Raw genomic sequence first — 25,305 nt, 5'->3', positions numbered from 1 at the left:
CGCCGTCAGGTCGGCGGGGCCTCACCGGTCGGGATGATGATGACTTCGGGCACCTGCTCGTGCAACACCTCGGCGGCGTGGGCCGGCAGTTGGTCGTCGGTGAGGAGCGTGGTGACCGCCCGCAACGGCGCGAACTGGGCGAGCCCGACGACTCCCCACTTGGTGTGGTCGGCCAGTACCACCAGCCGGCGCGCCGATTCCACCAGCGCGCGGTTGGTCTCCGCCTCCAGCAGATTGGGGGTGGTCAGCCCGGCCCGCTCGTCGATGCCGTGCACGCCCATGATCACCATGTCCACGTGCAGCGACCGGATCGCCTGCACGGCAACGGGTCCGACCAGACCGTCGGACGGGGTGCGCAGGCCGCCGGTGAGCACCACGGTCAGGTCGCTGCGCTGCCGGGCGTTGAGCACCTCGGCGACCTTGAGCGAGTTGGTGACGACGGTCAGGTTCGCGATATCACCCAGGTGCCGGGCCAACGTCCAGGTCGTCGAGCCCGCGGTGATCGCGATCGCCATGCCGGGTCGGATCAACTCGGCGGCCCGGGTGGCAATGGCCTCCTTCTCCGGCACCTCCCGCAGGCTGGTGACCTCGAAACCGGGCTCGACCGCCGACGCGGTCTCCATCGCGGTGGCCCCACCGTGCACCTTGGACAGCAGCCCCTTGCGGTCGAGCGTCTCGAGATCCCGGCGCACGGTCATGTCGGAGACGCCCAGCAGCGCGGTCAGCTGGGCCACCCGGGCGCCGCCGGTTCGGCGGACCTCCTCCAGGATTCTGGCTTGACGCATCGCAGCGAGCACGCCTGCGAACGTACCGAATCGAACGCAATGATGTTGGTACCTGTTGGATGAAACTCGCCCCGCCGCCGCGCATGACAAGATCGAACGATGCTGGACAGCAGTGACCCCGGGGCGGTCCGGGCGGCCGACATCGACGCCGCGGCCCGCCGGCTGCACGGCATCGCGACGGTCACCCCGCTGGAGGAGTGCGCTCGACTCAGCGCCGAGATCGGCGTCACCGTCCTGCTCAAGCGGGAGGACCTGCAGGTGGTCCGCTCGTACAAGCTGCGCGGAGCGTTCAACCTGATGGCCCAGCTGGCCCCGGCCGAGCGCGCGGCCGGCGTCGTCTGCGCGAGCGCGGGCAACCACGCCCAGGGAGTGGCCTTCGCCTGCCGGGCGCTCGACATCAAGGGCCGGATCTACCTGCCGAACACCACGCCCCGGCAGAAGCGTGACCGCATCCTGTCGCACGGCGCCGGCATGGTCGAGCTGGTGATGACCGGCGACACCTTCGACGACGCCGCCGCGGCCGCGGCGATCTATGCGGCCGAAACCGGGGCGGTGATGGTCGCCCCGTTCGACGACGCCCGCACCATCGCCGGCCAGGGCACGGTGGTCCGCGAGCTGCTGCAGCAGCTGGGACGCATTCCGGATGCCATCGTGGTCCCGGTCGGCGGCGGCGGCCTGCTCTCCGGCATCGTCACCTACCTGCGGGAACGCGCCCCGGCGGTGCGGGTGATCGGCGCCGAGCCGGCCGGCGCCGCGTCCATGCGGGCCGCCCTGGCCGCCGGCCGGCCGGTGGCGCTGGCCTCGCTCGACCCGTTCGTCGACGGCGCGGCGGTGCGGCGGATCGGCGACCTCACCTACCGCATCGTCGCGGCCGCTCCGGTCGAGATCGTCGCGGTCGACGAGGGCGCGATCTGCACCGAGATGCTCGGGCTGTACCAGAACGAGGGCATCGTCGCCGAGCCCGCCGGTGCGCTGGCCGCGAGCGCCCTGCGCGAACTCGAGCTGACCCCGGGATCGACCGTGGTCGTGGTCGTCTCCGGCGGCAACAACGACGTGTCGCGCTACGGCGAGATTCTCGAACGGTCGCTGGTCCACCAGGGTCTGAAGCACTACTTCCTGGTCAATTTCCCGCAGGAGCCGGGGGCGCTGCGCCGCTTCCTGGACGAGGTGCTCGGACCCGACGACGACATCACCCTGTTCGAGTACGTCAAGCGCAACAACCGGGAGACCGGACCGGCCCTGGTCGGCGTCGAACTGGGCACGGCCGACGGACTGACGTCCCTGCTGGACCGGATGGCCGCCGCCTCGATGGAGGTCGAGCGGATCATGCCCGGCTCGGCCGCCTACCGTTACCTCACCTGATGGCCGGGCTCGGCGGGTCCGATGGTCGGGGGGCCACGATCAGGATCGGGATCGACACCGGGGGCACGTTCACCGATATCGTCGCCGTGCGGATCGCCGCCGGTGGCCGCACGACCCGCCGGATCAGCACGAAAACCCCGTCGACGCCGGACGATCCGTCGATCGCGTTCCTGCGCGGCATCGGCGCCGCGCTGGAGTTGCTGGGCGCGGGACCGGCCGAGGTGGAATCGGTGCGGCACGGCACGACCGTGGCCACCAACCACCTGTTGCAGGGCGCCGTGACCCCCATCGGTCTGATCACCACCGAGGGCTACGAGTCGATCCTGGAGATCGCCCGGCAGTCGGTACCGGACGGGTACGGCAACTCCTACTTCTGGGTCAAGCCGCCCCGCATCGTGCCGGCCGACCTGGTGCGCACCGTCGGCGGCCGGCTCGATGCCGCCGGCCAGGAGATCCGGCCGTTCGACGAGGCCTCGGCGGTGGCCGCGGTCCGATTGCTCCGCGATCGCGGCGTGGTCGCGATCGGCGTGTGCCTGCTGCACTCCTACCGCGACGACAAGCACGAGCGCGCGCTGGCGGAGGTGATCCGGCGTGAGTACCCCGATGCGGTGGTCTCCCTGTCCTCGCGAGTGCTGCCCGAGTACCGCGAGTACGAGCGGGCGATGACCACGCTGGTCGACGCCGCGGTCAAACCGACCGTTGCGAACTATGTTTCGACCATCCAATGCCGGCTGGACAACCTGGATCCCGGCCGGCGCATCCCCTTCTCGATCATGCGGTCCAACGGCGGGGTGCTGTCGGCGGCCGAGGTGGTCGAGCAGCCGATCAGCACGGTGCTGTCCGGTCCGGCCGCCGGGGTGCTGGGGGCCGCGGCGGTGGCGGCCCGAGCGGGCTTCGAATCGGTGGTCACCTGTGACGGCGGGGGAACCTCGACCGATGTGGCCGTGGTCCTGGCCGGCCGGCCGTCGGTGACCACCGATGCGGCGGTGGGCGCATTTCCGGTGCGGGTGCCCATGGTCGACGTGGTGACGGTCGGTGCGGGCGGCGGGTCGATCGCCTGGGTGTCGCCGGAAGGGACGCTGAAGGTCGGGCCCCGATCCGCGGGGGCCGACCCCGGCCCCGCCTGTTACGGCCACGGAGGCATCGAGCCGACCGTCACCGACGCCGCGCTGCTGCTCGGCCGGATCCCGCCGCGGCTGATCGGCGGTGGCGTGCAGCTGGATCTTGCTGCTGCCGGGGCGGCGATCGCGAAGGTGGCGGCAAAATTGAACATCGGCGCGCAGGACTGCGCGGCCGGAATGTTGGAGATCTTCGCCTGGAACCAGGCGAACGCGTTGCGGCGCATCACCACCGGCCGCGGGCTGGACGTCCGCGACTTCCCGCTGGTCACCTTCGGCGGGTCCGGCTCACTGCTGGCCTGCCGGCTGCTGGACCTGCTCGGCGCCCCGACCGTGCTGGTGCCGCCGGACCCGGGCAACGTGTCCGCGTACGGGCTTCTCACCGTCGACGTGCGGTGCGACGATGTCCGGACCCGGGTGTCCCGGGACGACGAGCTCGACGTTCCCGCCCTGGCCACGGCCTACCGGGAGCTGACCGAGCGCACCCGGGAGGCGTTGCGGCGAGAAGGGTTCGCCGGCGGCGTGGTGCAGCGGGTGGCCGACCTGCGGTATCTCGGGCAGGCGTACGAGGTCAACCTGGATTGTCCGGACGGTCCGATCGATCGGGAGTGGGCGGACCGGGTGGTGGACCGCTTCCACGACTCGCACCGCTTCCACTACGGATACGACTTCCGTGGCCGCCCCGACCAGCCGGTGGAGTGGGTGAACCTGCGGACGATCGGTACCGGTCCGGTCGAGCGACCGGCGATCCCGGAGATCCCCGCCGGTACCGGCACTCCAGTCGTCATCGGGACCCGCCGGGTGCGGTTCGATGACTGGGTGGACGCCGCCCTGTTCGACCGGGCCACCCTGCGGGCCGGTGATGTCGTCGACGGGCCGGCGATCGTGCAGGAGTTCGGCTCGACGGTGCCGGTGCACCCGGGATGCCGGGTGACCGTCGACCGCTACGGGAACCTGTTGCTGGTGAGGGCCTGATGACGGTTCCGATCCTGAACCCCATCCTCGTCGAGATCGTCGCCGGCACGCTGGCTTCCGTGGAAGCCGAGGTGGAGACGGCGATCGGCCGCACGGCCCGGTCGCCGATGATCCGCGACGCCCACGACTTCCGGGTCGGCATCCACGACGTCCGGATGCGCAAGCTGACCGGCCGGTCGTACTCGGCGCTCGTGCAACCCGTCGTCCGCGACTACCCGATCGACACGATGGTGCCCGGAGACGTCTTCTTCCACAACGACGTCTACCTGTCCGAGGGTGGCATCGGGCACCTGCCCGACCTGTGCGTCACCGTGCCGGTGTTCCACCGGGTCGACGGGCGGGACGAGGTGGTGGCCTTCGTCCAGGCGTTCGGCCATCACGACGACATCGGTGGCACCGTGCCCGGTTCCATGCCCTCGCACGCGACCAGCGTGTTCGAGGAGGGGCTGATGGTGCCGCCGATCAGGCTGTGGGCGGCCGGTGAGCCGAACGAGGCCGCGCTGAAGATCATGACCCGCAATTCACGGATGCCCGAGTCGCTGTCGGCCGACCTGGACGCCGAATGCAGCGCCTGCCTGATGGGGGCGCGCAGGATTGCCGACCTGTTCGAGCGCTACGGCCGCGACGACGTCGAATCGGCCTTCGAGGCGATCCTGCGGGCCACCACCGAGGCCTACCGGACCGAGCTGCTGGTGAAAATCCCGGACGGCGAGTACGTCTGGGAGGACTACGCCGAGCACGACGGGGTCGACCCGCCCCGGTTGCACGCCCAGCGGATCACCCTGACCAAGCTCTCCGCCGGGGATGGCGTGACCGACGCGCGGATCGTGCTGGACTTCACCGGTACCTCCCCGCAGGCCCGGGGCCCGATCAACCACTGCGCCGACTACAGCGACGGCGTGTTCCTGGCCAAGTGGCTGGCGCCGGTGCTGCGCAACCTGGCCGACGACCCGGCGCGGATGGCCGAGCTCAACGCCAACGAGGGCGTCGTGCCGCTGATCGAGATGCGGTTCCCGCCCAAGGGCACCCTGCTCACCCCGGTCTTCCCGGCGCCGACCAACGCCCGGACGTTCGTGATCCTGCGGTTGCTCGGCGTCCTGGCCGGGGTGCTGGCCAAGGCGACCGGCGGCCGGATGCCGGCCGACCAGGAGACCATTCGCTACACCGGGGTGTACGGCACCGACCCGGCCGGGCGGCCGTACCTGATGCGCGAGGTGCTCGGCGGCGGCTCGGGCGGCCGGCCGTACGCCGACGGCGAGGACACCGTGCACGTCGTGCCCGACTCGCGGAACCTGCCGACCGAGTTCTCCGAGGCCCGGTTCCCGTTCATCGTGGAGCGGCTCGGCCTGGCGCTCGACTCCGGCGGTCCCGGTCGGTACCGGGGCGGGCTGGGGTACGACAAGTACATCCGGATGCTCGTCGACGCGCACTTCATGTCGATCGCCGACCGGTCGATCCTGGCCTGCTGGGGCGTCGCCGGCGGGCGGGCCGGCCGGCCGTTCGAGGTGGTCATCGATCCCGGCGGTCCCCGCGAGCGGGTGGTCGACGCGCTGGCCGACGCCGAGCCGGTGCGGGCAGGGGAGATCATCCGCATCCGCACCACCGGCGGCGGCGGGTGGGGCGACCCGCTGACCCGGCCGGTCGACGAGGTGGTCCGGGACGTCCGCTGGCGCAAGGTGTCGGTCGAGGGCGCCCGCCGGGACTACGGCGTGGTGCTCACCGGCTCCGGTGACGCGGACAGCCTGGCGGTCGACGAGTGTGCGACCGCCGCCGAACGGGTTCGACGCGCGCTCGATCCGGCCGGTGACCTGTTGTTCGACCGAGGTCCGGGTTACGCCCGACTCTCCGGCGGGGAGCCGGCGGCGGTTGTGGACCACCGCTGAGCCGTCCCGCGGGTCCTACATTCCGCTGCCGCCAAGGCGGGTGACCCCGCGCATGGACATCGGCTCGTGGCCTGAGAAGTCCTTGACATGTCCGCAGCGGGTGCATTCGAGATGCCCCTGGCCGCGCTTCTCCGGGTTGTCGTCCATGACGCCGACGTAGTGGTGCTTGCCCACCCGGCAGCGCATGTCCTTGTGCTCGTCCGTCATGACGCCCACTCCCTGCACGACCCTTTTGACCGATTAGTCCGTTCAGTGTTTCATGGTCGTCAAGCGGGCCGACCCGCTCCGGTACTCACCCGTCCCGGACGAAGCGGTGCATTGTGGCCTGCGTGATACTCGCCGCATGGCCCTGCACTCCGGCTCATCCCAGCCGACCCGCACCCCGCACACGAACCCCTTTGCCACCCTCGCGGCCCCGGAGGTCGGCGACGCGTTCGCGGTGCCGCTGAACGCTCTGCACGACAATCCGGTGCCGCCGGACATGGCGTATCAGCTGATCAAGGAGGAGCTGCTGCTGGACGGCAGTGCCCGGCTGAACCTGGCCACCTTCGTCACCACGTGGATGGAGCCGCAGGCCCTCCAGCTGATGAGCGAATGCGCCGACAAGAACATGATCGACAAGGACGAGTACCCGCAGACCGCGGAGATCGAACGCCGGTGCGTGTCGATCATCGCGGACCTGTGGCACGCGCCGCCATCGGAGGAGGCCACCGGGTGTTCCACCACCGGTTCGAGTGAGGCCTGCATGCTGGCCGGCATGGCGCTCAAGCGTCGCTGGGAGGCCAAGGTCCGGGCCGAGGGCGGTGACCTGAACGTCCGCAAGCCGAACCTGGTGATGGGTATCAACGTCCAGGTGTGTTGGGACAAGTTCTGCCGCTACTGGGACGTCGAGCCGCGCCTGGTGCCGATGGAAGGTGACCGGGTGTACCTGGATGCCCCGTCCGCGGTCGCCGCGGTCGACGAGAACACCATCGGCGTCGTCGCCATCCTGGGATCGACGTTCGACGGCCGGTACGAGCCGGTCGCCGAGATCGCCGCCGCACTGGACAAGCTCGCCGCCGACGGCGGGCCGGACGTCCCGTTGCACGTCGACGGTGCGTCCGGTGGGATGATCGCGCCGTTCCTGGATCCCGATCTGGAGTGGGACTTCCGGCTGCCGCGGGTCGTCTCGATCAACACGTCCGGGCACAAGTACGGGCTGGTCTACCCGGGCGTCGGCTGGATCGTCTGGCGGGACAAGCAGCACCTGCCCGATGAGCTGGTGTTCAACGTGAACTACCTCGGCGGCAACATGCCCACCTTCGCGCTGAACTTCTCCCGGCCCGGCTCGGAGGTCATCGCGCAGTACTACAACTTCTTCCGCCTGGGCCGCGCGGGGTACACCGCGGTGCAGCAGTCCTCGCGCAATGTGGCGATGGCGTTGTCCGAGAAGATCGGCGCGCTTCCGGATTTCACCCTGATCACCAAGGGCGACGAGCTCCCGGTCTTCGCGTTCACTACATCCGAGCGGGTCAAAGGGTGGGACGTGTTCGCCCTGTCCCGGCGCATGCGCGAGCGGGGCTGGCAGTTGCCCGCCTACACCTTCCCGGCCAACCGGGAAGACCTGGCCGTGCTGCGGGTCGTCGTGCGCAACGGGTTCTCCCTGGACCTGGCCGAGCTGTTCTTCGGTGAACTGGTCGCCGCCGTCGACTCGCTGAACGAGGAAGCGGGGAGCGAGAAGGTGCTGAGCGGCCCCTCCGGCTTCCGGCACTGACCTCCACCGACCTCGATCAGCGACAACGGCCGGCCCGCGGAACGCGGGCCGGCCGTTGTCGCGCTGGCGGCTACCGGCGCAGGCCCCTGACCAGCCCGGTCACCACCAGTGCGGCGCCCACGACGACGCCGGCCAGGCCCAGCGCGTTGTCCCGGACGAACGCCGCGGGATCGCTGCTGAGCGCCGACCAGTCGTCGGTGGACGCCGCCAGCTGGAACCCCACTCCGACCAGCAGGGCGACGCCGGCCAGCACCAGGCGCAGGATCTCAGCGGACCTCAGCTTTTCGCCCCGGGTGAGGCGGCGGGTGGACGGGGTGGACATTTCGTTGGTCATGGCTGGCTCCTCGCCGGCTCCGGCACCATTCGGCCGGGCCCCTGAACCATCCCGCGTCACCCCTCGCCGGACCGTCGACCGGTCGGTGGACGGTCCGGGTGACCTCGCTGTCCCCCGAACGGTGGACCGTGCACCGGCCGGTGGCGGCCGGGCGGTCGGGTCGGCCGACTACGCTGCCCGGTCGTGGTGTACGGACAGGAGTCGGTGTTCGCGATCGCGGTGGCGCTGCCGGTGTGGTTGCTGGTCGCCTACCTGATCGGGCAGCTCGCGCGGTGGTTGTTACGGGGTCGGGTGCGGTTGTCCACCAGCTCGACGACGGTGATCGCGGTGCTCGGGGTGTCCGGCGGATTGCTCGTCGGCGGCCTCGTCCGCGGGGTGGACGCCAGACCGTGGGATTGGGTCGTCATTCTGATGGCCGTCGGGCTGACCATGCTGCTGCTGGCCCTGTTCGCCACCCTCGCGGCCCGGATGCAACCGCCCCGACCGGCGCAGTCCGTGGCGGAACTGATCCGGCGCGGCGAGTCCGACCGGCTCGAATTCAAGTCGAGTGCCCGCTGGAACCTGCACACCAAGGCCCGGGACGAGAAGCTCGAACTCGTCATCGCCAAGGCGGTGTCCGGCTTTCTCAATGCGGACGGGGGCACGCTGCTGATCGGCGTCAATGACGCCGGCGAGCTGGTCGGCCTGGCCAATGACTTCGCGGTGGTCAAGTCGCCCGACCCGGATCGGTTCGAGCTATGGCTACGGGATCTGCTGGCCACCACCTTGGGCCAGCCGGCCGCGGTCCAGGCGGTCGTCGACTTCACCCCGGTCGAGGTCGACGGGGCCGACACCTTCGTCTGCCGGGTGACCTGCCCGGCATCACCGCGCCCGGTGTTCCTCCGGCCGGGCAAGGGCGGCGCGCAGCCGGAACTGTGGGTGCGCAACGGCAACTCCACCCGGCAGCTCAAGGTCGACGAGGCGGTCGACTATGTGATGCACCGTTGGCCGCTCGGTGTGGGCCGCACCCTGTCCGCGCAGTTGCGCGCCGCGGCCCGTGGATCGGGTGGCGGCGAGTAGCCCGCTGCCGGGTGCTCGGGTCGGGAGCCCGGCGGCCGATGGTCAGGCGCGCGGCTTCCGGCTGGCGACCGGTGCCGTCAGGACCACCCGGCTCGCCCGGGCCGCCACCGGAACCGAACCGGTGTCGACGGCCGGAAGGGCATCCGCCACGGGGACGAGCCGATCCTGCCGAGGCCGGGCGGTCGCGGCGGTGGTGGATGCCTGCCCCGCGCCCTGCTCCAGCGGGAGAACGACCAGCGCGATCAACAACCACAGCAACTGCACGCTGCCGGCCAGGGCCAGGAGGACTCCGCCGCCGTCGTACTCCCAGTCCTTCACGTCCATCAGCGACGCGGTGGGGATGCACCAGAACGCCAGGCCGGAGGTCATCAGCACCGAGTAGCCGACCACCTGACCGATTCGCGCCAGCAAGGCTCGATCGAACGACTGGTACCCGCTGTCGTCGGCGGCCAGCTGCCCGATGGTCCGCTTCAGGTGCATCGCGATGATCAGCATGGTCGGGAAGATCCAGATGATGTGGTGCACCCAACTGACCGGGCTGACCAGGACGCCGACCAGGCCGGCCAGCGTCATGGCCGCCAGCTCGTCGCCGGCCAGTGCGGCCCGCCGGGCCCGCCAGAACCCGACCACCACGACCAGGACGGCCAGGATCAGCCAGGGCAGCCGGCTCGGAGCGAGCGGCGAGTCGATCCGGGCGATGAGCCCGTTGATCGACTGGTTCATCGTGGTGTCCAGGAAGCCGACCCGGGAGGTCTCCCACATCAGCGCGGTGAAGTACTTCCAGGTCTCGGCCGGCGCGATGACCAGGCTGATCAGGTTGGCGGCGATCACCGTGCCGATGGCGGTCAACGCGGCCCGCCATCGGCCGACGACGAGCAGATAGACGATGAAGATGCCCGGGGTCAGCTTGATCGCGGTGGCCAGGCCGATGCCGACACCGGTCCACTTGCTGCCGCGGCGGCCCAGCACCAACAGGTCCAGGGCGACCAGCAGCACCAGATAGATGTTGATCTGGCCGAACGAGAGAGTCTGCCGGAACGGCTCGAGGGTGAAGGCAAAGGCGGTGACGACGCCGACCGCGGCCAGCATGAGCGGCCGGGGCAGCCGGACCCGCTCGCGCAGCACCAGGTAGGCGAAGGCCGCACCGGCGGCGACGATGGCCAGCAACGAGAAGGCGTGGACGGCCGGGTAGGACAGCAGCGCCATCGGCGTCATCAACAGGGCGCCGACCGGCGGGTAGGTGAAGCCCAGTTCGATGTTGACCGGATCGGGCTGCGAGTACGAGTAGAGGTCGTGCCCGGACGTCCAGTAGTTGATGGCGTCGTAGTACAGCCGCAGGTCGAACTGGTAGTGATCCTGACCGATGACCTCGTTGAACGCCCACGCCGCGAACGACGCCATCAGCACGGGCAGGACGACGACCACGACTCGGGTCGCGCGGGGTAGCGAGTCCCACCAACGCACCACGCGCATGGAGGTCACGGTTGTTCGATCGACATGGCTCACGGATCCAATTATGGCAAAGGACTGTGATTTATCCGTACCCATTTGACCATTCCGGTACATCGGAAAGATCACCCGCGGGCAGACGCAACCCTCCGCCGATGGGCCAACCACCGATCGCGAACCCGCTGGTCAGCGCCCTTCGACCCGAATTCTTGGCGGATGAAGCCGCTTTCGGCACGCGGCCGGGGGGACCGTTCCGGCAATGGTAAAGAATTGGTCAAACAATGGGAGTCCGAGGCCGGAAAGTAAACAGTTGACCAAATGTGAGCGGAGCCACATTTCGATTCGGCCACGCTCCGGCGTGGCTGCGGGTCGCCGCGGCGGGCCGCCGGGTGGGCCGACCGGCGGCCGGATTGGGTACGGTCGGCCCACATCGAGCCGGGAGGAACCCGCATGCCGTCGCCGATCGAGGTCCGCAAGATTCCCCTGCACAGCGTGTCGGACGCCTCCGAGCTGACCGCGCTGTTCGACGCCGGCGTGATCGACCCCGACCGGGTCATCGCGGTGATCGGCAAGACCGAGGGCAACGGCGGCGTGAATGACTACACCCGGATCATCGCCGACCGGGCTTTCCGGGAGGCCATCGCCGCCGCCGGCCGCCGGCCGATGGAGGAGATTCGGCAGATCCCGATCGTCTGGTCCGGGGGAACCGACGGGGTGCTGTCCCCGCACGCCACCGTCTTCGCGACCGTGCCCGACGGCTCGGTGCCGGCGACGGACGAACCGCGGCTCACCGTCGGGTTCGCGATGAGCGAGCAGCTGCTGCCCGAAGAGATCGGCCGCACCCCGATGATCACCAAGGTCGCCGCCGCGGTCCGCGAGGCCATGGCGCGGGCCGGCATCACCGACCCCGCCGACGTGCACTACGTGCAGACCAAGACCCCGCTGCTCACCATCCACACCATCCGCGACGCCAAGCAGCGCGGACAGACGGTCTGGACCGAGCACACCCACGAGTCGATGGACCTGTCCAACGGGTGCACCGCGCTGGGTGTCGCCGTCGCGCTGGGCGAGATCGCGATGCCGGGTGACGAGGACGTGATGCATGACCGGTCGTTGTTCTCGTCGATGGCCTCGTGTTCATCCGGCGTGGAACTCGATCAGGCTCAGGTCGTAGTCGTCGGGAACGCCCGGGGGATCGGCGGCCGGTACCGCATCGGTCACTCCGTCATGCAGGACGCGTTGGACGCCGACGGCATCTGGGCGGCCATCCGCGACGCCGGGCTCGATCTGCCCGACCGCCCGCACCCGTCCGACCTCGGCGGGCGACTGGTGAACGTGTTCCTCAAGTGCGAGGTGTCGCAGGACGGGCAGGTGCGCGGCCGCCGCAACGCGATGCTCGACGACTCCGACGTGCACTGGCACCGCCAGATCAAGGCCTGCGTCGGCGGCGTGACCGCGTCCGTCACCGGCGACCCGGCGGCGTTCGTCTCGGTGTCCGCCGCCCATCAGGGCCCGGACGGCGGCGGCCCCGTCGCCGCCATCGTCGACCTCGGCTGAACCCCCCGTCCCCGTGCCGCGCGGATCATCTACGCCCGCGCGGATCAAGTCACCTCGAATGTGACGGCTGGGACGCGAGTCGACGACTTCGTCCGCGCAGGCATCCACACTCGGCCCTGTGGACAGCCGCGCGGATCAATTAACCCCGGATGGGACGGGTGGGACGGGAGAGTGCGACTTCAGCCGCGCCGGCGATGTTGATCCGCGCGACCAAGGGGGCGGACGTGCTCAGCGGCGGACGAACTCCAGGTCGCGGATGACATGCCCGGCGGCCAGACCCCGCCGCTCGAATCGGGTCGGCGGACGGAAGGCGGGGCGGGAAGCCCACCCGGCGTTCGCGTTGCGCAGCGTCCTGGTCGCCGTGCACGCCGCCAGCATCTGCTCGGCGTAGGTCTCCCAGTCGGTGGCCAGCCGGAACGTCCCGCCCTTGCGGAGCCGGGACGCGACCAGTTCGGTGAAGTCGGGGGTGACCAACCGGCGCTTGTGGTGTCGCGTCTTGGGCCATGGGTCCGGGAAGAAGAGCCAGACCTCGGCCAGCGACGCCGGCGCGATGAGATCGGTCAGCACGGCGACGCCGTCCTCCCGGACCAGCCGCACGTTCCGCGCACCGACCCGGTTCAGGTGGTGCAGGGTCTGCGCCACCCCGGGCTTGTAGACCTCGGCCGCGAGCAGGTTGATGTCCGGGCGGGCGGTCGCCATCCGCGCCGTCGATTCACCCATGCCGGACCCGATCTCCAGCACCGGGTCGGCCGCCCGGCCGAACAGGGCGGGAAAGTCGATGGGCCCGTCGAAGTCCGACGGGTCTCGGTACCAGGCCGCGGCGTGCGTCTCGAACGCCCGGCGTTGCACCGGGTTGAGCCGGCCACCGCGCGGGTGGAAGCTGACCACCCGGCGGAAGTGGGCGGGCAGACCGTCGTCGGGGACGGTCGTGGCGATCCTGGTGTCCTGCACAGCAGGCAAGGATAGAGCGACCGAGCCCTCCGGCGGCGGATCAACCACCGGGTGCCTGCTGCTCCCGCTGCTTCATCTCTGCCTCGAACACGTGCGGTCGCCCTCCCGAGAGCCGCTCCCGGACAAGGTCGTCGACGGCCCGGAACACCTGCCAGTACTGCTCGTCGTAGGACTCCACCAGCTGGAACGTCCAGAAGCCCGGCACCACGTCGCGGCCCACCAGCACCTGCTCGATCTCGTCGGCGAGCTCGCCGTGGCCGGCCGACCGGAGCGCCGCGACCGCCTCCTGCAACGCCAGGTCGGCCTCGCCGGACATCCGGTGGAAGCCGTAGAGGAAGCCCCGGGCGTTCTCGACCACCTCGAACGCCGCCGACAACTTCCCGACGGCGTCGACGGTGGCATCCGAGGAACCGGCCGGTCGGGCATGGGCCACCGGCCGGTCCGGATGCTTCGCGCCGCCGAACCGCTCGACGAGGCCGAATCGGGACGGGGCGTCGGGGCTCCGGACGCCCGGGTCCATCTCCCTGCTCACGCATCCCGCTTCTGCAGGAGCACCAACGCGATCAGCCACAGCCCGACTGCGGTCCCCGCGAACACCAGCAGGCCCTGCACCGCGTCCGGACCGCCACCCGGTTGGAACAGGTTCGCGATCCCGGTGGTCGGCGCGACGATCTTGTCCGAGGCAGCGAACGGCAGCCACGGACCGACCTTCTCGCCGACCGTCGGGATCAGGGTGAACAGGCTCTCGATGATCAGTGGCCAGAGCAGCAGGATCGCGATCGCACCCGCCGACTGGCGCACGATCGTGCCTACCGACACGGCGATGATCGCGGCGATCGCGAAGATCGCCCCGTACCCGACGACCTGCCGCCAGTCGTCCCACGTGGTCAGTTCGAGCGGCACCGGCGGGTTCTTCGCGAGCGCCTTGGCCAGGAAGTAGGAGGCGAGCGCGGCGACCAGGCCGACCACCGCACCGATGAGCGCGAGCAGCACGGTCTTGGCCAGCAGCACGGCCTGCCGCTTCGGCACCCCGAGGAACGTGTTCCGGATGGTGCCGAACCGGTACTCGGTGGTGATCGCCAGCGCGGCCAACACCATGTAGATGCTCATCCCCAGACCGACGCCGCGCAGGAAGATGTACGGCAGCGCCGCCTCGCCGTTCTCGACCAGACCGAACAGCGTGGCGAAGCCGAGGGAGGCCACCGCGATCGCGGCCAGGCACCAGTAGGGCGAGCGCGTCGAGAACAGCTTGATGCGTTCGACGTTCAGCAAGGTCATCGCGGTCCTCCCTCGGGTGCGGTGCCGGTCGGGCCGGTCGGCGCTGGCGGGCCGCTCGGTACCCACCCGGGCGGCGGCGGGGCGCCCGGTCCCGGCCCGGCCGTTCCGTAGGCCGTCCCCGGCGCCCCACCCGCGTACGGGGCGCCGGCCACCGGTGCACCCGCGGCGATCGGCGGAACGGCGGTGGCCGCCCAACCGGACCCGGGCGCGGCGCCGGCGCGGGAACCCCCGTATTCGACCGCATCCCCGGTGAGCTGGATGAACGCCTCCTCCAGCGAGCCGACCTGCGGAGTGAGCTCGTGCAGGGTGATCCCGGCGGCACCGGCGACGTCACCGACGCGCTCGATCGGCGCATCGAGCACCTCCAGGGCCGCGCCCGCCCCGGACACGCTGTCGGTGACCTGGAGGTTCGCCTGCACCAGCGCGGCCCGCAGGTCGTCCAGCCGCGGCGAGCGCACCCGGACCGATGATCTGGTCGCCCGAGCGATGAAGTCCGCCGTGCTGGCGTCGGCGATCAACCGGCCCCGCCCGATGACGATCAGATGGTCTGCGGTCAGGGCCATCTCGGACAGAAGGTGCGAGGACACGAACACCGTGCGGCCCTGCGCGGCCAGATTCTTCATGAAGGTGCGGATCCAGAAGATGCCCTCCGGATCGAGCCCGTTCACCGGCTCGTCGAACAGCAGCACCTTCGGATCGCCGAGCAGCGCGCCGGCCAGGCCGAGTCGCTGCTTCATGCCGAGAGAGAACTTCCCCACCGACTTACCGGCGACGCTGCTGAGGCCGACCAGCTCCAACACCTCGTCGACCCGCCGCGCCGACAGCCGGTTGGACGCCGCCATGAACCGCAGGTGGGCCCGGGCCGACCGGTTCGGGTGCACCCAATTGGCGTCCAGCAGCGCACCGACCTGCGTCAACGGGCGGTGCAAAGCGCCATACGGGCGACCGTCGATCAACGCCTGCCCGCTGTTCGGGTTATCCAGGCCCAAAATCATCCGCATCGTCGTCGACTTGCCGGCACCGTTGGGACCGAGAAAGCCGGTCACCATCCCCGGCTGCACCGTGAACGACAGGTCGTCGACGGCCACGGTCGAGCCGTACCGCTTCTTCAGTCCGATTGCCTCGATCATTCGACCTCCCCGCGCCCAGCATGGCATGTGACCCGCTCGGACCGGGCCACGCCGCCGACGAGCAGCGGGATGGACCGGGCGCCGGGATGAATGAGCCCCGGGGTGGTGGCCTCGCAGGCGTGGCCACGCCACGGGATGGTGGCCCCGCAAGCCCGGGCAAGCCCCGGGATGGTGGCCCCGCTGCGGCCAACTAGGGTGGCCGGATGCCGGTCGACGTGATCCCGCCCCGTCACCGCGTCGACGCGGCATTTACCGACCGGCCGCTGCTCGGGCTGGCCGACGCCGCGCTGAGCGCGGCGACCGCCGCCGGTGCCGCCTTCGCGGACTTCAGGTTCGAGCGCCTGCTGACGTCCTCCCTGACCGTCCGGGACACCGCGGTGCAGAGCGCCGCCGACGCGATGACCACCGGGTTTGCCGTCCGGGTGATCGTCGACGGCGTATGGGGTTTCGCCGCATCGGTGGTGCCGACCCCGGACGAGGCCGCCGCCACCGCCCGGCGGGCGGTCGCCGTGGCCCGGGCGCTGACCGGCGTCGTCGACGAACGGGTCGAGCGGGCCGACGAGCCGGTGCACGCCGACGCGGAGTGGGTCAGTGACTATCACATCGACCCGTTCGCGGTGGCGGGCGCGGACAAGATCGCGCTGCTGCTCGACCGTTCCGAGCGGCTGCTGGCGTCCGACGGCGTCGCGCACACCGAGGTCGGCCTGTTCCAGGTCAAGGAGAACAAGTTCTACGCCGACACGGCGGGCACCCGCACGACCCAGCAGCGGGTGCGGCTGGAACCGACGCTGACCGCCACCGCGATCGACTCGGCGACCGGGGCGTTCGAGACGATGTCGTCGCTGACGCCGCCGGTCGGCCGCGGGTACGAGTACCTCACCGACGGCACCTGGGACTTCGACGGCGAGATCGCCACCATGGGCGAGCAGCTGATGGAGAAGATGAAGGCGCCGTCGATCGAGCCGGGCCGCTACGACCTGGTGATCGACCCGACGAATCTGTGGCTGACGATCCACGAGTCCATCGGGCACGCGACCGAGTACGACCGCGCCATCGGCTATGAGGCCGCTTACGCCGGCACGTCGTTCGCCACTCCCGATCAGCTCGGTTCCCTGGTGTACGGGTCGTCCGGCATGCATGTCACCGGCGACCGGACGGTGCCGCACGGCCTGGCCACCGTCGGGTTCGACGACGACGGGGTCGCCGGGCAGTCGTGGGACCTGATCCGGGGCGGCATCCTGGTCGGCTACCAGCTGGACCGCACGTTCGCGCATCGGCTGGGGCTGCCGCGTTCCAACGGGTGCGCCTTCGCCGACTCCTCCGGGCACATTCCGATCCAGCGGATGGCCAATGTGAGCCTGCAGCCCGACACCGCCGGTGGTTCAACGCAGGACCTGATCTCCGGGGTCGAGGACGGCCTGTACGTGGTCGGCGACAAGTCGTGGTCGATCGACATGCAGCGCTACAACTTCCAATTCACCGGGCAGCGGTTCTACCGGATCCGGGGTGGCGCGCTGGCCGGCCAGGTCCGGGACGTCGCTTACCAGGCCACCACGACCGACTTCTGGGGCTCGATGGACGGCATCGGCGGCCCGCAGACCTACCGGCTCGGCGGCGCCTTCAACTGCGGGAAGGGTCAACCGGGCCAGGTCGCCGCGGTGTCGCACGGCTGCCCGGCCGCCCGGTTCCGCGGCGTGAACATCCTGAACGCCACCGCGGAGGCCCAGTGAGCGTGAACGCCATGACCGGGCTCCTGTCGCCCCAGCAGATCGTCGAGACCGCGCTCGGCGCCAGCACCGCCGACGGCTGCGTGGTCGTGGTGAACAGTTCCAGCTCGGCGAACATCCGCTGGGCCAACAACACCGTCACCACCAATGGCGTGGCCCAGGATCTGACGTGGTTCGTGGTGGCCGTGATCGGCGGAGCGGCGGCGACCGTCGCGGGTTCCGCGGCCGACGCGACGTCCGCGGCCGCGGTGGGCGCGCTGGTGTCGGCGGCGCACACGGCGGCGGCGGCCGCTGCGCGGCAGGGTCCGGCGCGCGACGCCCAGCCGTTGGTCGCGCCCGACGGGTCGGCCGACGACTTCGACAGTGCACCCGTTGACACCTCGTTCGCCGTTTTCGACGGGTTGATCGCGCAGCTGGCCGACGGCTTCGCGCGGGCCCGCGCCGAGCAACGGGTGCTCTACGGGTTCGTCGACCACGACATGTCCACGACCTATCTCGGCACGTCCTCCGGTCTGCGCCGGCGGTGGGTGCAGCCCACCGGCACGCTGGAGGTCAACGCCAAGTCGGCCGACCTGCGGCGGTCGGCGTGGGCCGGGTTGTCCACCCCGGACTTCGTCGGGATCGATCTGACCGGGGTGCTGACCGGTCTCGACAACCGGTTGGGGTGGGCGCGGCGCGTCATCGACCTGCCGCCGGGCCGGTACCGGACGGTGCTACCGCCGACCGCCGTCGCCGACCTGATGATCAACCTCGCGTGGGGTGCCGGCGCCCGGGAGGCGCATGAGGGCAGGTCGGCGTTCGCCGCGCCGGGCGGCGGGACCCGGTCGGGCGAACGGTTGACCGACCGGCCGCTCGACCTGTTCAGCGACCCGGCCGCGGCCGGGATGGCGGCCGCGCCGTTTATCGTGGCCGGCCATTCCGGTGACGACATCTCGGTGTTCGACAACGGCGCCCCGATCGGCCGGCACGACTTCGTCCGCGGCGGGGTGATCGATTCGCTGGTGCACACCCGTGGGTCGGCCGCCGAGTTCGGCGAGCCGTTCAGCCCGTCCACCGACAACCTCGTGCTCGCCGGGGGCGACCCGGATCGGGACATCGACGCCCTCGTCGCCGACGTCGACCGTGGCCTGCTGCTGACGTCGCAGTGGTACATCCGCGAGGTCGACCCGATGACGATGCTGCTCACCGGTCTCACCCGGGACGGTGTCTTCCTGATCGAGGGTGGCGAGGTGGTCGGCGCGGTCAACAACTTCCGGTTCAACATGTCCCCGCTGGACATCCTGCGGCAGGCCGACGATGTCGGCGCCACCGTGCCCACGCTGTCCCGGGAATGGAGCGACTGGTTCACCCGCACCGCCATGCCGCCGATCACCGTGGACGGGTTCAACATGTCGTCGGTGTCGCCCGCGACCTGACGATCCGTAAGGCAGTCAGGGCAGTTGCGCCTGCGCCGCCTCCAGCTTCAACAGCAACTCGTTCCCTCGGGGCAGATCGGGTCTGCGTTCCAGCAAACGCCGGACCTCGCGAATAGTGCGAACGAAGTTCTCGCCGCCTCGTCGGTCCCTGATGACCCGACCAAAGAGCTCCGCTGCGTCATCTCCTTGCCCCAGCGCAAGGGCGGCTTGCGCTTGATTGCGCATCACCCACTCCTGGCGGGAATCCAACTCCAGTGCTCTCTTGCTCAGCTCGAGGCTGTGCTGATAGCGGCCGGCGAGCTGAGCAACCCATGCCGCGTTTCCAAGCAGCCAGGCATCGAGGGGGCCTTGCTCCAACAACCCGTTCACAATTGTCGCGGCCTCGTCATGCCGAGCTAGATCGCCAAGGGCTAGCGCGCGGACCATCGTCGCGGTCCGAATCAGACCGGGATCCGACGTTGCCGCAGACGCTCCGACGGCGGCTTCCGCGGCGGTCAACGCGTCCTGGTACTTCCCGGCCTCCCCGTAGACGTAGGCCAACGCAAACAGTTGATCGGCCTCATCAGCTCGCCTGTCCAGGCGACGGTAGATCGCCAACGCCTCTTGGTGCGCTTCGATCGCTCCTGGGAAATCCTCAAGCTGGGTCAGCATGCCGCCAACAACGTTGGCAAGCCTTGCCGCGGTTGCCGGTACCTCGGTTCGCTCTTTGAGCAAGGTCACTTCCGCAGCGAGTTCGGTAGCGCCGGCCCGGTCTCCTGACATCAACCGGGCGGGCAGTAGGTCACCCAGGACCGACGCGGTCACCGATGGAACTCCCATCGAGCGCGCGACCGGGGCCACCGCCTCTAGCCGCTGGAGCGCCGCGTCATAGTCACGCGAATCGGTGTCGATACCAGCGAGTGCTCGCTCGACCTCGAGTGTCATCACCCAGTCGGCGAGCTCTGCGTACCCAATACGCGCGTGATTGAAGTTCTCGATTGCGACCGAAAGGCGATTCCGAGAGCGTTCGATTCTGCCAAACAGCAGGTGAACTTCCGCGCGACGCCGCGCATCGGTAGCGGTTATCCCGGCCAGCAATTGCTGCAATTCAGCGGTCGCGAGGTCGTATTCCTCCCTGGCCCAGGCAACCCTGGCAATGCCCAGACGTGCGTTAATAACGTCTCCAATTGTCCCTCGCTCGGCCCCAAGTTGGGCCAGATTCCGAAAGGCCGATTCGGCGTCGGCCAGACGATGTCGGTCGAGATAGGCGTTGGCGACCCAGGTCAGGCCCTGGGCTTCATCGGCTAGATTCCTGAGCTGGTGCGCAGATCTCAGCAGCCGCTCGTGCTCCTCCAGGAGAGAGTCGGGAGACTCGAGTTCGGATCGGATGTCGTCCAGCAGATTGAGGGCGTCCAGAGTATTCAGCCCCAGTTGCTCGTAGAGATCACCGGCCAGCCGACAGGCCGCCTCGGCGAACTCAAGGTTTTCTGCGGCGAAAGATCGCCGCGCAATGGCCAGCCACACATCTGGAACGAGGGGCTCGAGGACGAAGATGTTTTCCCGCAATCCTTCAGGTCCGTCCTCCGGACCGGAGATCTCGCACTCTACTGCTCGCTGGAGGTCTTCCGCTGACGGACCTGCCTGGTCGCCACCTCTGCGGTCCTCCTCGATGACGGCGTCGTTCACGCGCCAACGATCTGGACGCAAGATGTCGAGGCGGGAGATACGCTCTTCCCGGGTCACGTCTATCGGCTCGTCCATCGGCTCCTGCCACACGGCATCGATCAGGCTGATACGGAGCGCGCGCTGTTGAAACAGTTCGGCCTCGACGAACCTCGCCTGCCGGGTGGCAATGGAGGCTAGGCCGAGCAATGCAGACGTGGACTCGGCTGCAGATGCGCTGGCCTCGAGGACGAGGTTGAGTTCGTCCGCAGCACTGTCAAGCTGACCGGTTCCGGCGAGGCATTCGGCGAGCTCCAGACGCCAGACAGTCACCCGGGCGTCGTCGCCGACCATCTGAGACTTCTCGATGGCCTCTGCAAGTCGCTCAGCAGCGTCGTCCGCGAGGCCAAGTATTGACAGGCACATGCCGATGATCCCCAGCACCAGCGCCCGTGATTCAAATGGTGTGCGAGCATAAATGCTGTCCGCGAGATCCAAGAGTGTACGGGCATATCCGAAGGTGAGCATCGCATCGGTGATGTCCTCGAGCACCTCGACTGCTCCTGCAATATCACCGGATGACTCACGAAGATCGAACTCGGACAGCACCGGCTGCAGATCAACTACTCCCCGGACCGCGTGCATTCGCTGTGACCGAAAGTATTCGGCCCCGCGGTAGCGCAGAGTGGTGAGCGTGAGCGGCCGATCCCCGGCGGCATTGGCCCAGTCACCGGGCTCCCCGACAGCCACTTGGTCAAGATGGTAGGCCTGGTCCACAGGGTGCAGGAAGTATGTACCTTGGTCATACTGGATCAGATACATGGACGCCAATCGGCGAAGGGCTGCTTCGGTGGGAGCGATTTCGAAATCAAGTACGAAGCTGACCGCTGTGCTCGGGACGGGTCGGTTGAGAGCCGCCAATGCGCGTAGGATGATCTGGCTTTGCGGCTCCAAGCGGCGCGCCGCTGCTGCCGAGAGCACTTGCACTACGTTTTCGGGGGCCCGAGGCATTTGCAGGAGTTGATCGATAGATGTGAAACGATCGCTACGTAGCGCGCCGAAGAAGGCTTCCAACGCCTTTGGCAGCCCGAGAGTACGATCTGCGATCCTGCGTAGGTCATCGTCGGAAGCATCGCGAAGGCCGACTCTACCGTCGCGGTCGAACGACCGGAGAAGATTCTCCGCGTGTGGTGAGGGCAAACCCTCGTCAAGCGGAATCTCACTCCAGTGGCCAGGTTCGACCAATCGAAGCTCCTGCGGAAACTCCCTGGTTGTCATGAGGAGTTTGATTCCGTGATGTGGGCCGCGCAAGAGGTCCATCATCGCCTCGGCGACTTCCCGATCCTCGATCAGCCCTGAATGCGGATCGATGAGGTCTTCGAAGCTGTCGAGCAGCACAACGGCGGACCGCTCGGCGAAGACCGTCGCCAGTGCGTTGACCAGCGCCGTAGTGGTCGGCGAGGTCACCCGAGTAGAGCGCACGGCTGCTTGTGTTGTGTCGGGAAGGAGGCTGCATAAGTCATCGAAAAGCGCGTTCACCGTGATCGGCCGTTCCGAACCTTTGCCGAGGTAGACGATTCCGTCGAGGTTCCCCTCGACCCGAATGTCCCCCGGGAAGTTGTCGCATGCCAGACCGTGCAGTGCGCGACATGACATTGCCGTCTTTCCGGCGCCCGCTCGCCCGACGACGGCGAGCATTCTTTGGGAAGGGTCGTTCAGGAACTCAGCGAGGTACTCAGTTTCTCGGAACCGATCCTGAAAGCGCGGCAGAAGAGTGTATGCCACCCGGTTGACCGTGCGTATTCGCTGCCTCGCCAGCGGCGGAGGCGTTCCAGTCCGAGCGAAACTGACCGAAGTGCCCGGCCCGGTCAACTGAATCGTGAGGTCGTCGATTTCTTGGAGGGTACGCGCTCGGTTTTTCCCAAATTCGAGGTCGCGTTGAGCTGATTGCAGGCGCCACCTGATTTCCGCTTCGAGACCCTGGGGTGATTCGAGGAAGCGAAGCTCGGAACGCAGGGTCGCCATTGCTCGACCGAATTCCGTGGTAAAGTCGATCTCCTGACGACCCGCCAGCCTAAATGGAATGATGACGTCATCTTCGAAGCGCAAGGGGATGACAGGTTTCTTGAAAGTCAATGCCCGGATCCACTCCTGCTGCACCGACGAATGTTCCGAGACGCTGTCGGCCGTCAGTATGAGTAATAGAGCTCTGCAACTAGATATGGCGCGGTCGATCTGGTTGCCCCAGTCTCCAAGGTGGAGACTGTGCTTGTCGAACCACGCGCTCAGGGCCGGCGGTCGACCGGTGAGCTCGTCGTAGAGGCGAGCGGCATGATCCAGTCCGTCGTTCCGCGAGTAGCTGATGAAGTAATCGGACATGTGTTCCCCTACACAATTAACCCGAAGTCACCGCTTGAACTAAATCGGACAGAGCGACCATACAGCCTGTTCGCGGGCGCATGCGTGCGAATATTGGGGCTCCATCTGGAACGCGAGGGCGGCGTACAGATCAGCCGATGCTGTCAGCGTTACATGACGGCGCAGTCGCTACCACGCTCGCTGGTGGGCCCGATCGTCCCCAGGTCCGCTGCTCGGTGAGTCGAAGCGTCCAACTGGAAGACGAGCATCACGTTCTGCTTCGACCAGCGCTTGGGCGCGACACGCCGCCGAACGCGTTCACGATCGGTGCCTGATGCGCTCGGCCGCCCAGACGGCAGAATGGATGCGGCAGGGGCCAAGTCTCGTCGGGAGCGCGCGGCCGGGCCGTGCCACTGAATTCCACCCCAGGTATGTGGCTCGCAACGGCTGTGATCGGCTGGTCGGCGGCAACCATGGCCGGCTCCGCGTCCGACGCGACGCCCGAGGCCGCCGTGGGTGGCTGATGTTGGCGGAGCCCGCCCGGGACATAGGTGACAGTCAGCAAGTAATCGCTCCTCCTCGGTCTGCTGGCTCCGCCATCGACGCCGGCCTGCCGGAGCTCATCTCCGTCCTCGTCGAGAAGGGACCGCCGGTGCGCTGGCCAGGCCGGATCATTGGTCTCGACCCGTTGCCTGCTCGCCTTCGCCGCGGCCCCGAGTCCGCGGCCCGCTGCTGGGTCAGCTGCGCCTTCCTGGTCACCCTGAGATTCCTGGTCGCGGCGATGAGTTCTTGTGGCCGCTCGGTGGCCAGAGCGAGCTTTCTTTCGTCGGTCCGCCCCCCTCAACCGTCACCGGGTGTGGCCGGACCAACGCGGCGTCGCGGGCGGCGGTCGTGCGAGCCGGACCGCGTTCGGGATGGGGACCATGGCCGACATCGGCGCCGGCGCCGATGTCGCAGCCACCGAGCCGCGATCGGGCTCGCGTCCGGCGGGCGTTGGTCGGCCGCCATTGTCCGTCGTGTCGCTGTGAGTCCACTCACCTGGATTGACCGTGGCCGGGCGGACGACTGCATCCGACGGGCCCGGCAGCGCTCAGACGAGGGGTAGTAGGTCGGTCCGATCGTGGCCGCCGCCGGCTCGGAGATCGGCAGGTGATCGGTCAGCGATCGCCAGGTGCCCTGCAACGAGGCCAGGCAACGAGCCAACTGTCGCGGAGTCGCGTTCACCACCCCCGGTCGCGCGCTGCGGTGGGCCGTCGGTGTCCCGCGGCTCCTACCGCTCGTGGTCCCGTCGCTCCGGGGCCCCGTCACCCCGTCCCGGCGGTGCGTTGCGCGGACGGCGCCTGCGACGCGGCGGCGGTCGGGTCCAGGTCGGCCAGGGTCAGCAGGTGCGTCGGGGCATGCGGGAACGGGCGGCTGGTGGTGATCGTGAGATCCCTGGCCACGTGCAGCAGTTCGCCGGAATCCATCAGCCGCCAACCGGTCTCGCCGTCCATCGGCTCGGTGGCCACCACGACCGCCGGTTGCGCCGACAGGTCGGGGACGTGTGCGCGGATCCGCGGGGAGGCCACCGACAGGGGCCGGGCGGGTGGTGCGGCTCCGGTGCGATCCAGCACGTAGAGCTCGTGGTTGGCCGGATAGCGCAGCGCCCAGAGCTCGTCGGGGGTGCCGATGATCAGGTTCACCGAGAACACGCCAAGATGGTCGGCGATCCAGCCGATCGCGGCGGCGATGCCGTCCGCGATCGACCCGTGGTGCCGCCGGGTCTCCGCGGTGATCAGCGCGAACATCCGCTCGCTGTCGGTGTCACCGAGCACCGTCCCGGCGGCGTCCAGCTCGACGAGCCGTCGATCCAGGGCATCGATGCCGGTCAGGGTGCCGTTGTGGGCAAAGATCCGGCCGTCCAGCGCGAACGGGTGCGTGTTGGCGAAGGTGTGCGCCCCGACACTGGCGTATCGCACGTGGGCGACGAACGTGCGGCTGCGCGCGGTGCGGGCCTCGCGGGCGAACTCCTGGTCCTCGTATCCGGCGATCGGTTGCTTGTCCAGCACCGGCTCGCCGTTCGCATCGAAGACGCCGATGCCGGCGCCGTCCGGATTGCGGTGACTCTGTTCGCGCAAGCTGTCGGGCGCGTCGAGGAGCCAGAACGAGGCGGTGACCGGATCCGCACCGGCGTGCAATCCGAGAAGTCGGCACATTCCCGCAGCCTGTCAGGCTCGCACCGATGCCGCATGGTCCGACACGGACAACCTCCGATCGTGCCGATGGGGTTGTCAACGCCGGTCACAGAAAGTGATGTTTTCGGCGGGGAATCGGAATCGGTCGACGTCGAACTTTGACCCGCCGGCGAATGCCAGAGAATTCGGTGAAATCGCCGGGCGACCATCAAGGTGCTCGGCCAAGATCGCCGTCGGCACTCATCTGCGCAGGTAGTGGCAGTATCGCCCAACTCCAACCGGCACCGAACAAGATCGAACATGACGTGGGCGATCCCACACTTCATGGCGTTCATCTTTCTCGATTCTGTGGCGCG

General features: G+C 68.9%; 18 protein-coding genes. 8 read left to right on the top strand and 10 right to left on the bottom strand.

The features are described 5' to 3' along the window. Positions 1-5: 5 nt before the first annotated feature. The gene (locus ACILSK_RS18900; RefSeq protein ID WP_395728726.1) at positions 6-797 is read right to left on the bottom strand and encodes a DeoR/GlpR family DNA-binding transcription regulator; all 792 of its coding nucleotides are present in this window, start codon (positions 795-797) and stop codon (positions 6-8) included. A gap of 87 nt (positions 798-884) precedes the next feature. Between ACILSK_RS18900 and ilvA the strand changes: the two genes are divergently transcribed. The 3 genes from ilvA to ACILSK_RS18885 are packed head-to-tail and all read left to right on the top strand — an operon-like array spanning position 885 to position 6,123. Further along, a complete protein-coding gene (gene ilvA / locus ACILSK_RS18895; protein ID WP_395728725.1) occupies positions 885-2,147 on the top strand; it encodes a threonine ammonia-lyase IlvA in 1,263 nt (420 codons plus the stop codon). Further along, the gene (locus ACILSK_RS18890) at positions 2,147-4,240 is read left to right on the top strand and encodes a hydantoinase/oxoprolinase family protein (RefSeq protein ID WP_395728724.1); all 2,094 of its coding nucleotides are present in this window, start codon (positions 2,147-2,149) and stop codon (positions 4,238-4,240) included. The genes ilvA and ACILSK_RS18890 overlap by 1 nt, the downstream gene beginning before the upstream one ends. After that, on the top strand, positions 4,240-6,123 hold the full coding sequence (locus ACILSK_RS18885) for a hydantoinase B/oxoprolinase family protein (RefSeq protein ID WP_395728723.1): 1,884 nt from the start codon (positions 4,240-4,242) through the stop codon (positions 6,121-6,123). The genes ACILSK_RS18890 and ACILSK_RS18885 overlap by 1 nt, the downstream gene beginning before the upstream one ends. Positions 6,124-6,138: 15 nt before the next feature. On the opposite strand, the gene ACILSK_RS18880 is transcribed toward ACILSK_RS18885, so the two are convergent. After that, positions 6,139-6,330 (bottom strand): hypothetical protein, encoded by a 192-nt coding sequence (locus ACILSK_RS18880; RefSeq protein ID WP_395728722.1) that lies wholly within the window; start codon positions 6,328-6,330, stop codon positions 6,139-6,141. Between the two features lie 136 nt (positions 6,331-6,466). Here ACILSK_RS18880 and ACILSK_RS18875 point away from each other — a divergent pair, with 136 nt between their 5' ends. Further along, positions 6,467-7,876 (top strand): glutamate decarboxylase, encoded by a 1,410-nt coding sequence (locus tag ACILSK_RS18875; protein WP_395728721.1) that lies wholly within the window; start codon positions 6,467-6,469, stop codon positions 7,874-7,876. Between the two features lie 70 nt (positions 7,877-7,946). Here ACILSK_RS18875 and ACILSK_RS18870 read toward each other — a convergent pair whose 3' ends face one another. Beyond that, entirely contained in the window at positions 7,947-8,210 is a 264-nt protein-coding gene (locus ACILSK_RS18870; protein ID WP_395728720.1) for a hypothetical protein, read from the bottom strand. A gap of 183 nt (positions 8,211-8,393) precedes the next feature. Here ACILSK_RS18870 and ACILSK_RS18865 point away from each other — a divergent pair, with 183 nt between their 5' ends. Further along, positions 8,394-9,269 (top strand): helix-turn-helix domain-containing protein, encoded by an 876-nt coding sequence (locus tag ACILSK_RS18865; RefSeq protein WP_395728719.1) that lies wholly within the window; start codon positions 8,394-8,396, stop codon positions 9,267-9,269. A gap of 42 nt (positions 9,270-9,311) precedes the next feature. Here ACILSK_RS18865 and ACILSK_RS18860 read toward each other — a convergent pair whose 3' ends face one another. Beyond that, the gene (locus ACILSK_RS18860) at positions 9,312-10,742 is read right to left on the bottom strand and encodes a glycosyltransferase 87 family protein (RefSeq protein WP_395728776.1); all 1,431 of its coding nucleotides are present in this window, start codon (positions 10,740-10,742) and stop codon (positions 9,312-9,314) included. 426 nt (positions 10,743-11,168) lie between these two features. On the opposite strand from ACILSK_RS18860, the gene ACILSK_RS18855 reads away from it, so the two are divergent. Then, entirely contained in the window at positions 11,169-12,275 is a 1,107-nt protein-coding gene (locus ACILSK_RS18855; protein ID WP_395728718.1) for a ring-opening amidohydrolase, read from the top strand. Between the two features lie 228 nt (positions 12,276-12,503). Here ACILSK_RS18855 and trmB read toward each other — a convergent pair whose 3' ends face one another. From trmB to ACILSK_RS18835, 4 genes are read right to left on the bottom strand one after another with little or no spacing between them, the layout of a single operon-like run. Then, positions 12,504-13,226 carry a tRNA (guanosine(46)-N7)-methyltransferase TrmB gene (gene trmB, locus ACILSK_RS18850; RefSeq protein ID WP_395728717.1) on the bottom strand — a complete coding sequence of 241 codons (723 nt, stop codon included), beginning with the start codon at positions 13,224-13,226 and terminating at the stop codon, positions 12,504-12,506. A gap of 40 nt (positions 13,227-13,266) precedes the next feature. Further along, positions 13,267-13,758, bottom strand: coding sequence for a hypothetical protein (locus ACILSK_RS18845; protein ID WP_395728716.1), 492 nt, complete (start codon positions 13,756-13,758; stop codon positions 13,267-13,269). After that, positions 13,755-14,504, bottom strand: a complete 750-nt coding sequence (locus ACILSK_RS18840; protein WP_395728715.1) for a hypothetical protein — start codon at positions 14,502-14,504, stop codon at positions 13,755-13,757. The genes ACILSK_RS18845 and ACILSK_RS18840 overlap by 4 nt, the downstream gene beginning before the upstream one ends. After that, positions 14,501-15,634 (bottom strand): ABC transporter ATP-binding protein, encoded by a 1,134-nt coding sequence (locus ACILSK_RS18835; RefSeq protein ID WP_395728714.1) that lies wholly within the window; start codon positions 15,632-15,634, stop codon positions 14,501-14,503. The genes ACILSK_RS18840 and ACILSK_RS18835 overlap by 4 nt, the downstream gene beginning before the upstream one ends. 203 nt (positions 15,635-15,837) lie before the next feature. Between ACILSK_RS18835 and ACILSK_RS18830 the strand changes: the two genes are divergently transcribed. Both ACILSK_RS18830 and ACILSK_RS18825 read left to right on the top strand, forming a co-directional pair. Further along, positions 15,838-17,364 carry a TldD/PmbA family protein gene (locus ACILSK_RS18830; RefSeq protein ID WP_395728713.1) on the top strand — a complete coding sequence of 509 codons (1,527 nt, stop codon included), beginning with the start codon at positions 15,838-15,840 and terminating at the stop codon, positions 17,362-17,364. A gap of 11 nt (positions 17,365-17,375) precedes the next feature. After that, the gene (locus ACILSK_RS18825; protein ID WP_395728712.1) at positions 17,376-18,776 is read left to right on the top strand and encodes a metallopeptidase TldD-related protein; all 1,401 of its coding nucleotides are present in this window, start codon (positions 17,376-17,378) and stop codon (positions 18,774-18,776) included. Positions 18,777-18,791: 15 nt separating this feature from the next. Here ACILSK_RS18825 and ACILSK_RS18820 read toward each other — a convergent pair whose 3' ends face one another. Both ACILSK_RS18820 and ACILSK_RS18815 read right to left on the bottom strand, forming a co-directional pair. After that, positions 18,792-22,796, bottom strand: a complete 4,005-nt coding sequence (locus ACILSK_RS18820) for a tetratricopeptide repeat protein (protein WP_395728711.1) — start codon at positions 22,794-22,796, stop codon at positions 18,792-18,794. 1,283 nt (positions 22,797-24,079) lie between these two features. Continuing rightward, the gene (locus tag ACILSK_RS18815; protein WP_395728710.1) at positions 24,080-24,970 is read right to left on the bottom strand and encodes a class II glutamine amidotransferase; all 891 of its coding nucleotides are present in this window, start codon (positions 24,968-24,970) and stop codon (positions 24,080-24,082) included. Positions 24,971-25,305 lie beyond the last annotated feature (335 nt).

Source organism: Nakamurella sp. (assembly GCF_044224575.1).
In the GTDB taxonomy this organism is placed as follows: domain Bacteria; phylum Actinomycetota; class Actinomycetes; order Mycobacteriales; family Nakamurellaceae; genus Nakamurella.
This window is presented reverse-complemented; position numbering and strand designations above follow the sequence as displayed.

Excerpts from the sequence above, each read along its gene's own strand:
- ACILSK_RS18880 (WP_395728722.1), bottom strand. The coding sequence starts at position 6,330 with ATGACGGACGAGCACAAGGACATGCGCTGCCGGGTGGGCAAGCACCAC.
- ACILSK_RS18875 (WP_395728721.1), top strand. The coding sequence starts at position 6,467 with ATGGCCCTGCACTCCGGCTCATCCCAGCCGACCCGCACCCCGCACACG.
- ACILSK_RS18860 (WP_395728776.1), bottom strand. The coding sequence starts at position 10,742 with ATGCGCGTGGTGCGTTGGTGGGACTCGCTACCCCGCGCGACCCGAGTC.
- ACILSK_RS18885 (WP_395728723.1), top strand. The coding sequence starts at position 4,240 with ATGACGGTTCCGATCCTGAACCCCATCCTCGTCGAGATCGTCGCCGGC.
- ACILSK_RS18840 (WP_395728715.1), bottom strand. The coding sequence starts at position 14,504 with ATGACCTTGCTGAACGTCGAACGCATCAAGCTGTTCTCGACGCGCTCG.
- ACILSK_RS18820 (WP_395728711.1), bottom strand. The coding sequence starts at position 22,796 with ATGTCCGATTACTTCATCAGCTACTCGCGGAACGACGGACTGGATCAT.
- ACILSK_RS18870 (WP_395728720.1), bottom strand. The coding sequence starts at position 8,210 with ATGACCAACGAAATGTCCACCCCGTCCACCCGCCGCCTCACCCGGGGC.
- ACILSK_RS18890 (WP_395728724.1), top strand. The coding sequence starts at position 2,147 with ATGGCCGGGCTCGGCGGGTCCGATGGTCGGGGGGCCACGATCAGGATC.
- ACILSK_RS18835 (WP_395728714.1), bottom strand. The coding sequence starts at position 15,634 with ATGATCGAGGCAATCGGACTGAAGAAGCGGTACGGCTCGACCGTGGCC.
- ilvA (WP_395728725.1), top strand. The coding sequence starts at position 885 with ATGCTGGACAGCAGTGACCCCGGGGCGGTCCGGGCGGCCGACATCGAC.
- ACILSK_RS18830 (WP_395728713.1), top strand. The coding sequence starts at position 15,838 with ATGCCGGTCGACGTGATCCCGCCCCGTCACCGCGTCGACGCGGCATTT.
- ACILSK_RS18855 (WP_395728718.1), top strand. The coding sequence starts at position 11,169 with ATGCCGTCGCCGATCGAGGTCCGCAAGATTCCCCTGCACAGCGTGTCG.
- ACILSK_RS18815 (WP_395728710.1), bottom strand. The coding sequence starts at position 24,970 with ATGTGCCGACTTCTCGGATTGCACGCCGGTGCGGATCCGGTCACCGCC.
- ACILSK_RS18825 (WP_395728712.1), top strand. The coding sequence starts at position 17,376 with ATGACCGGGCTCCTGTCGCCCCAGCAGATCGTCGAGACCGCGCTCGGC.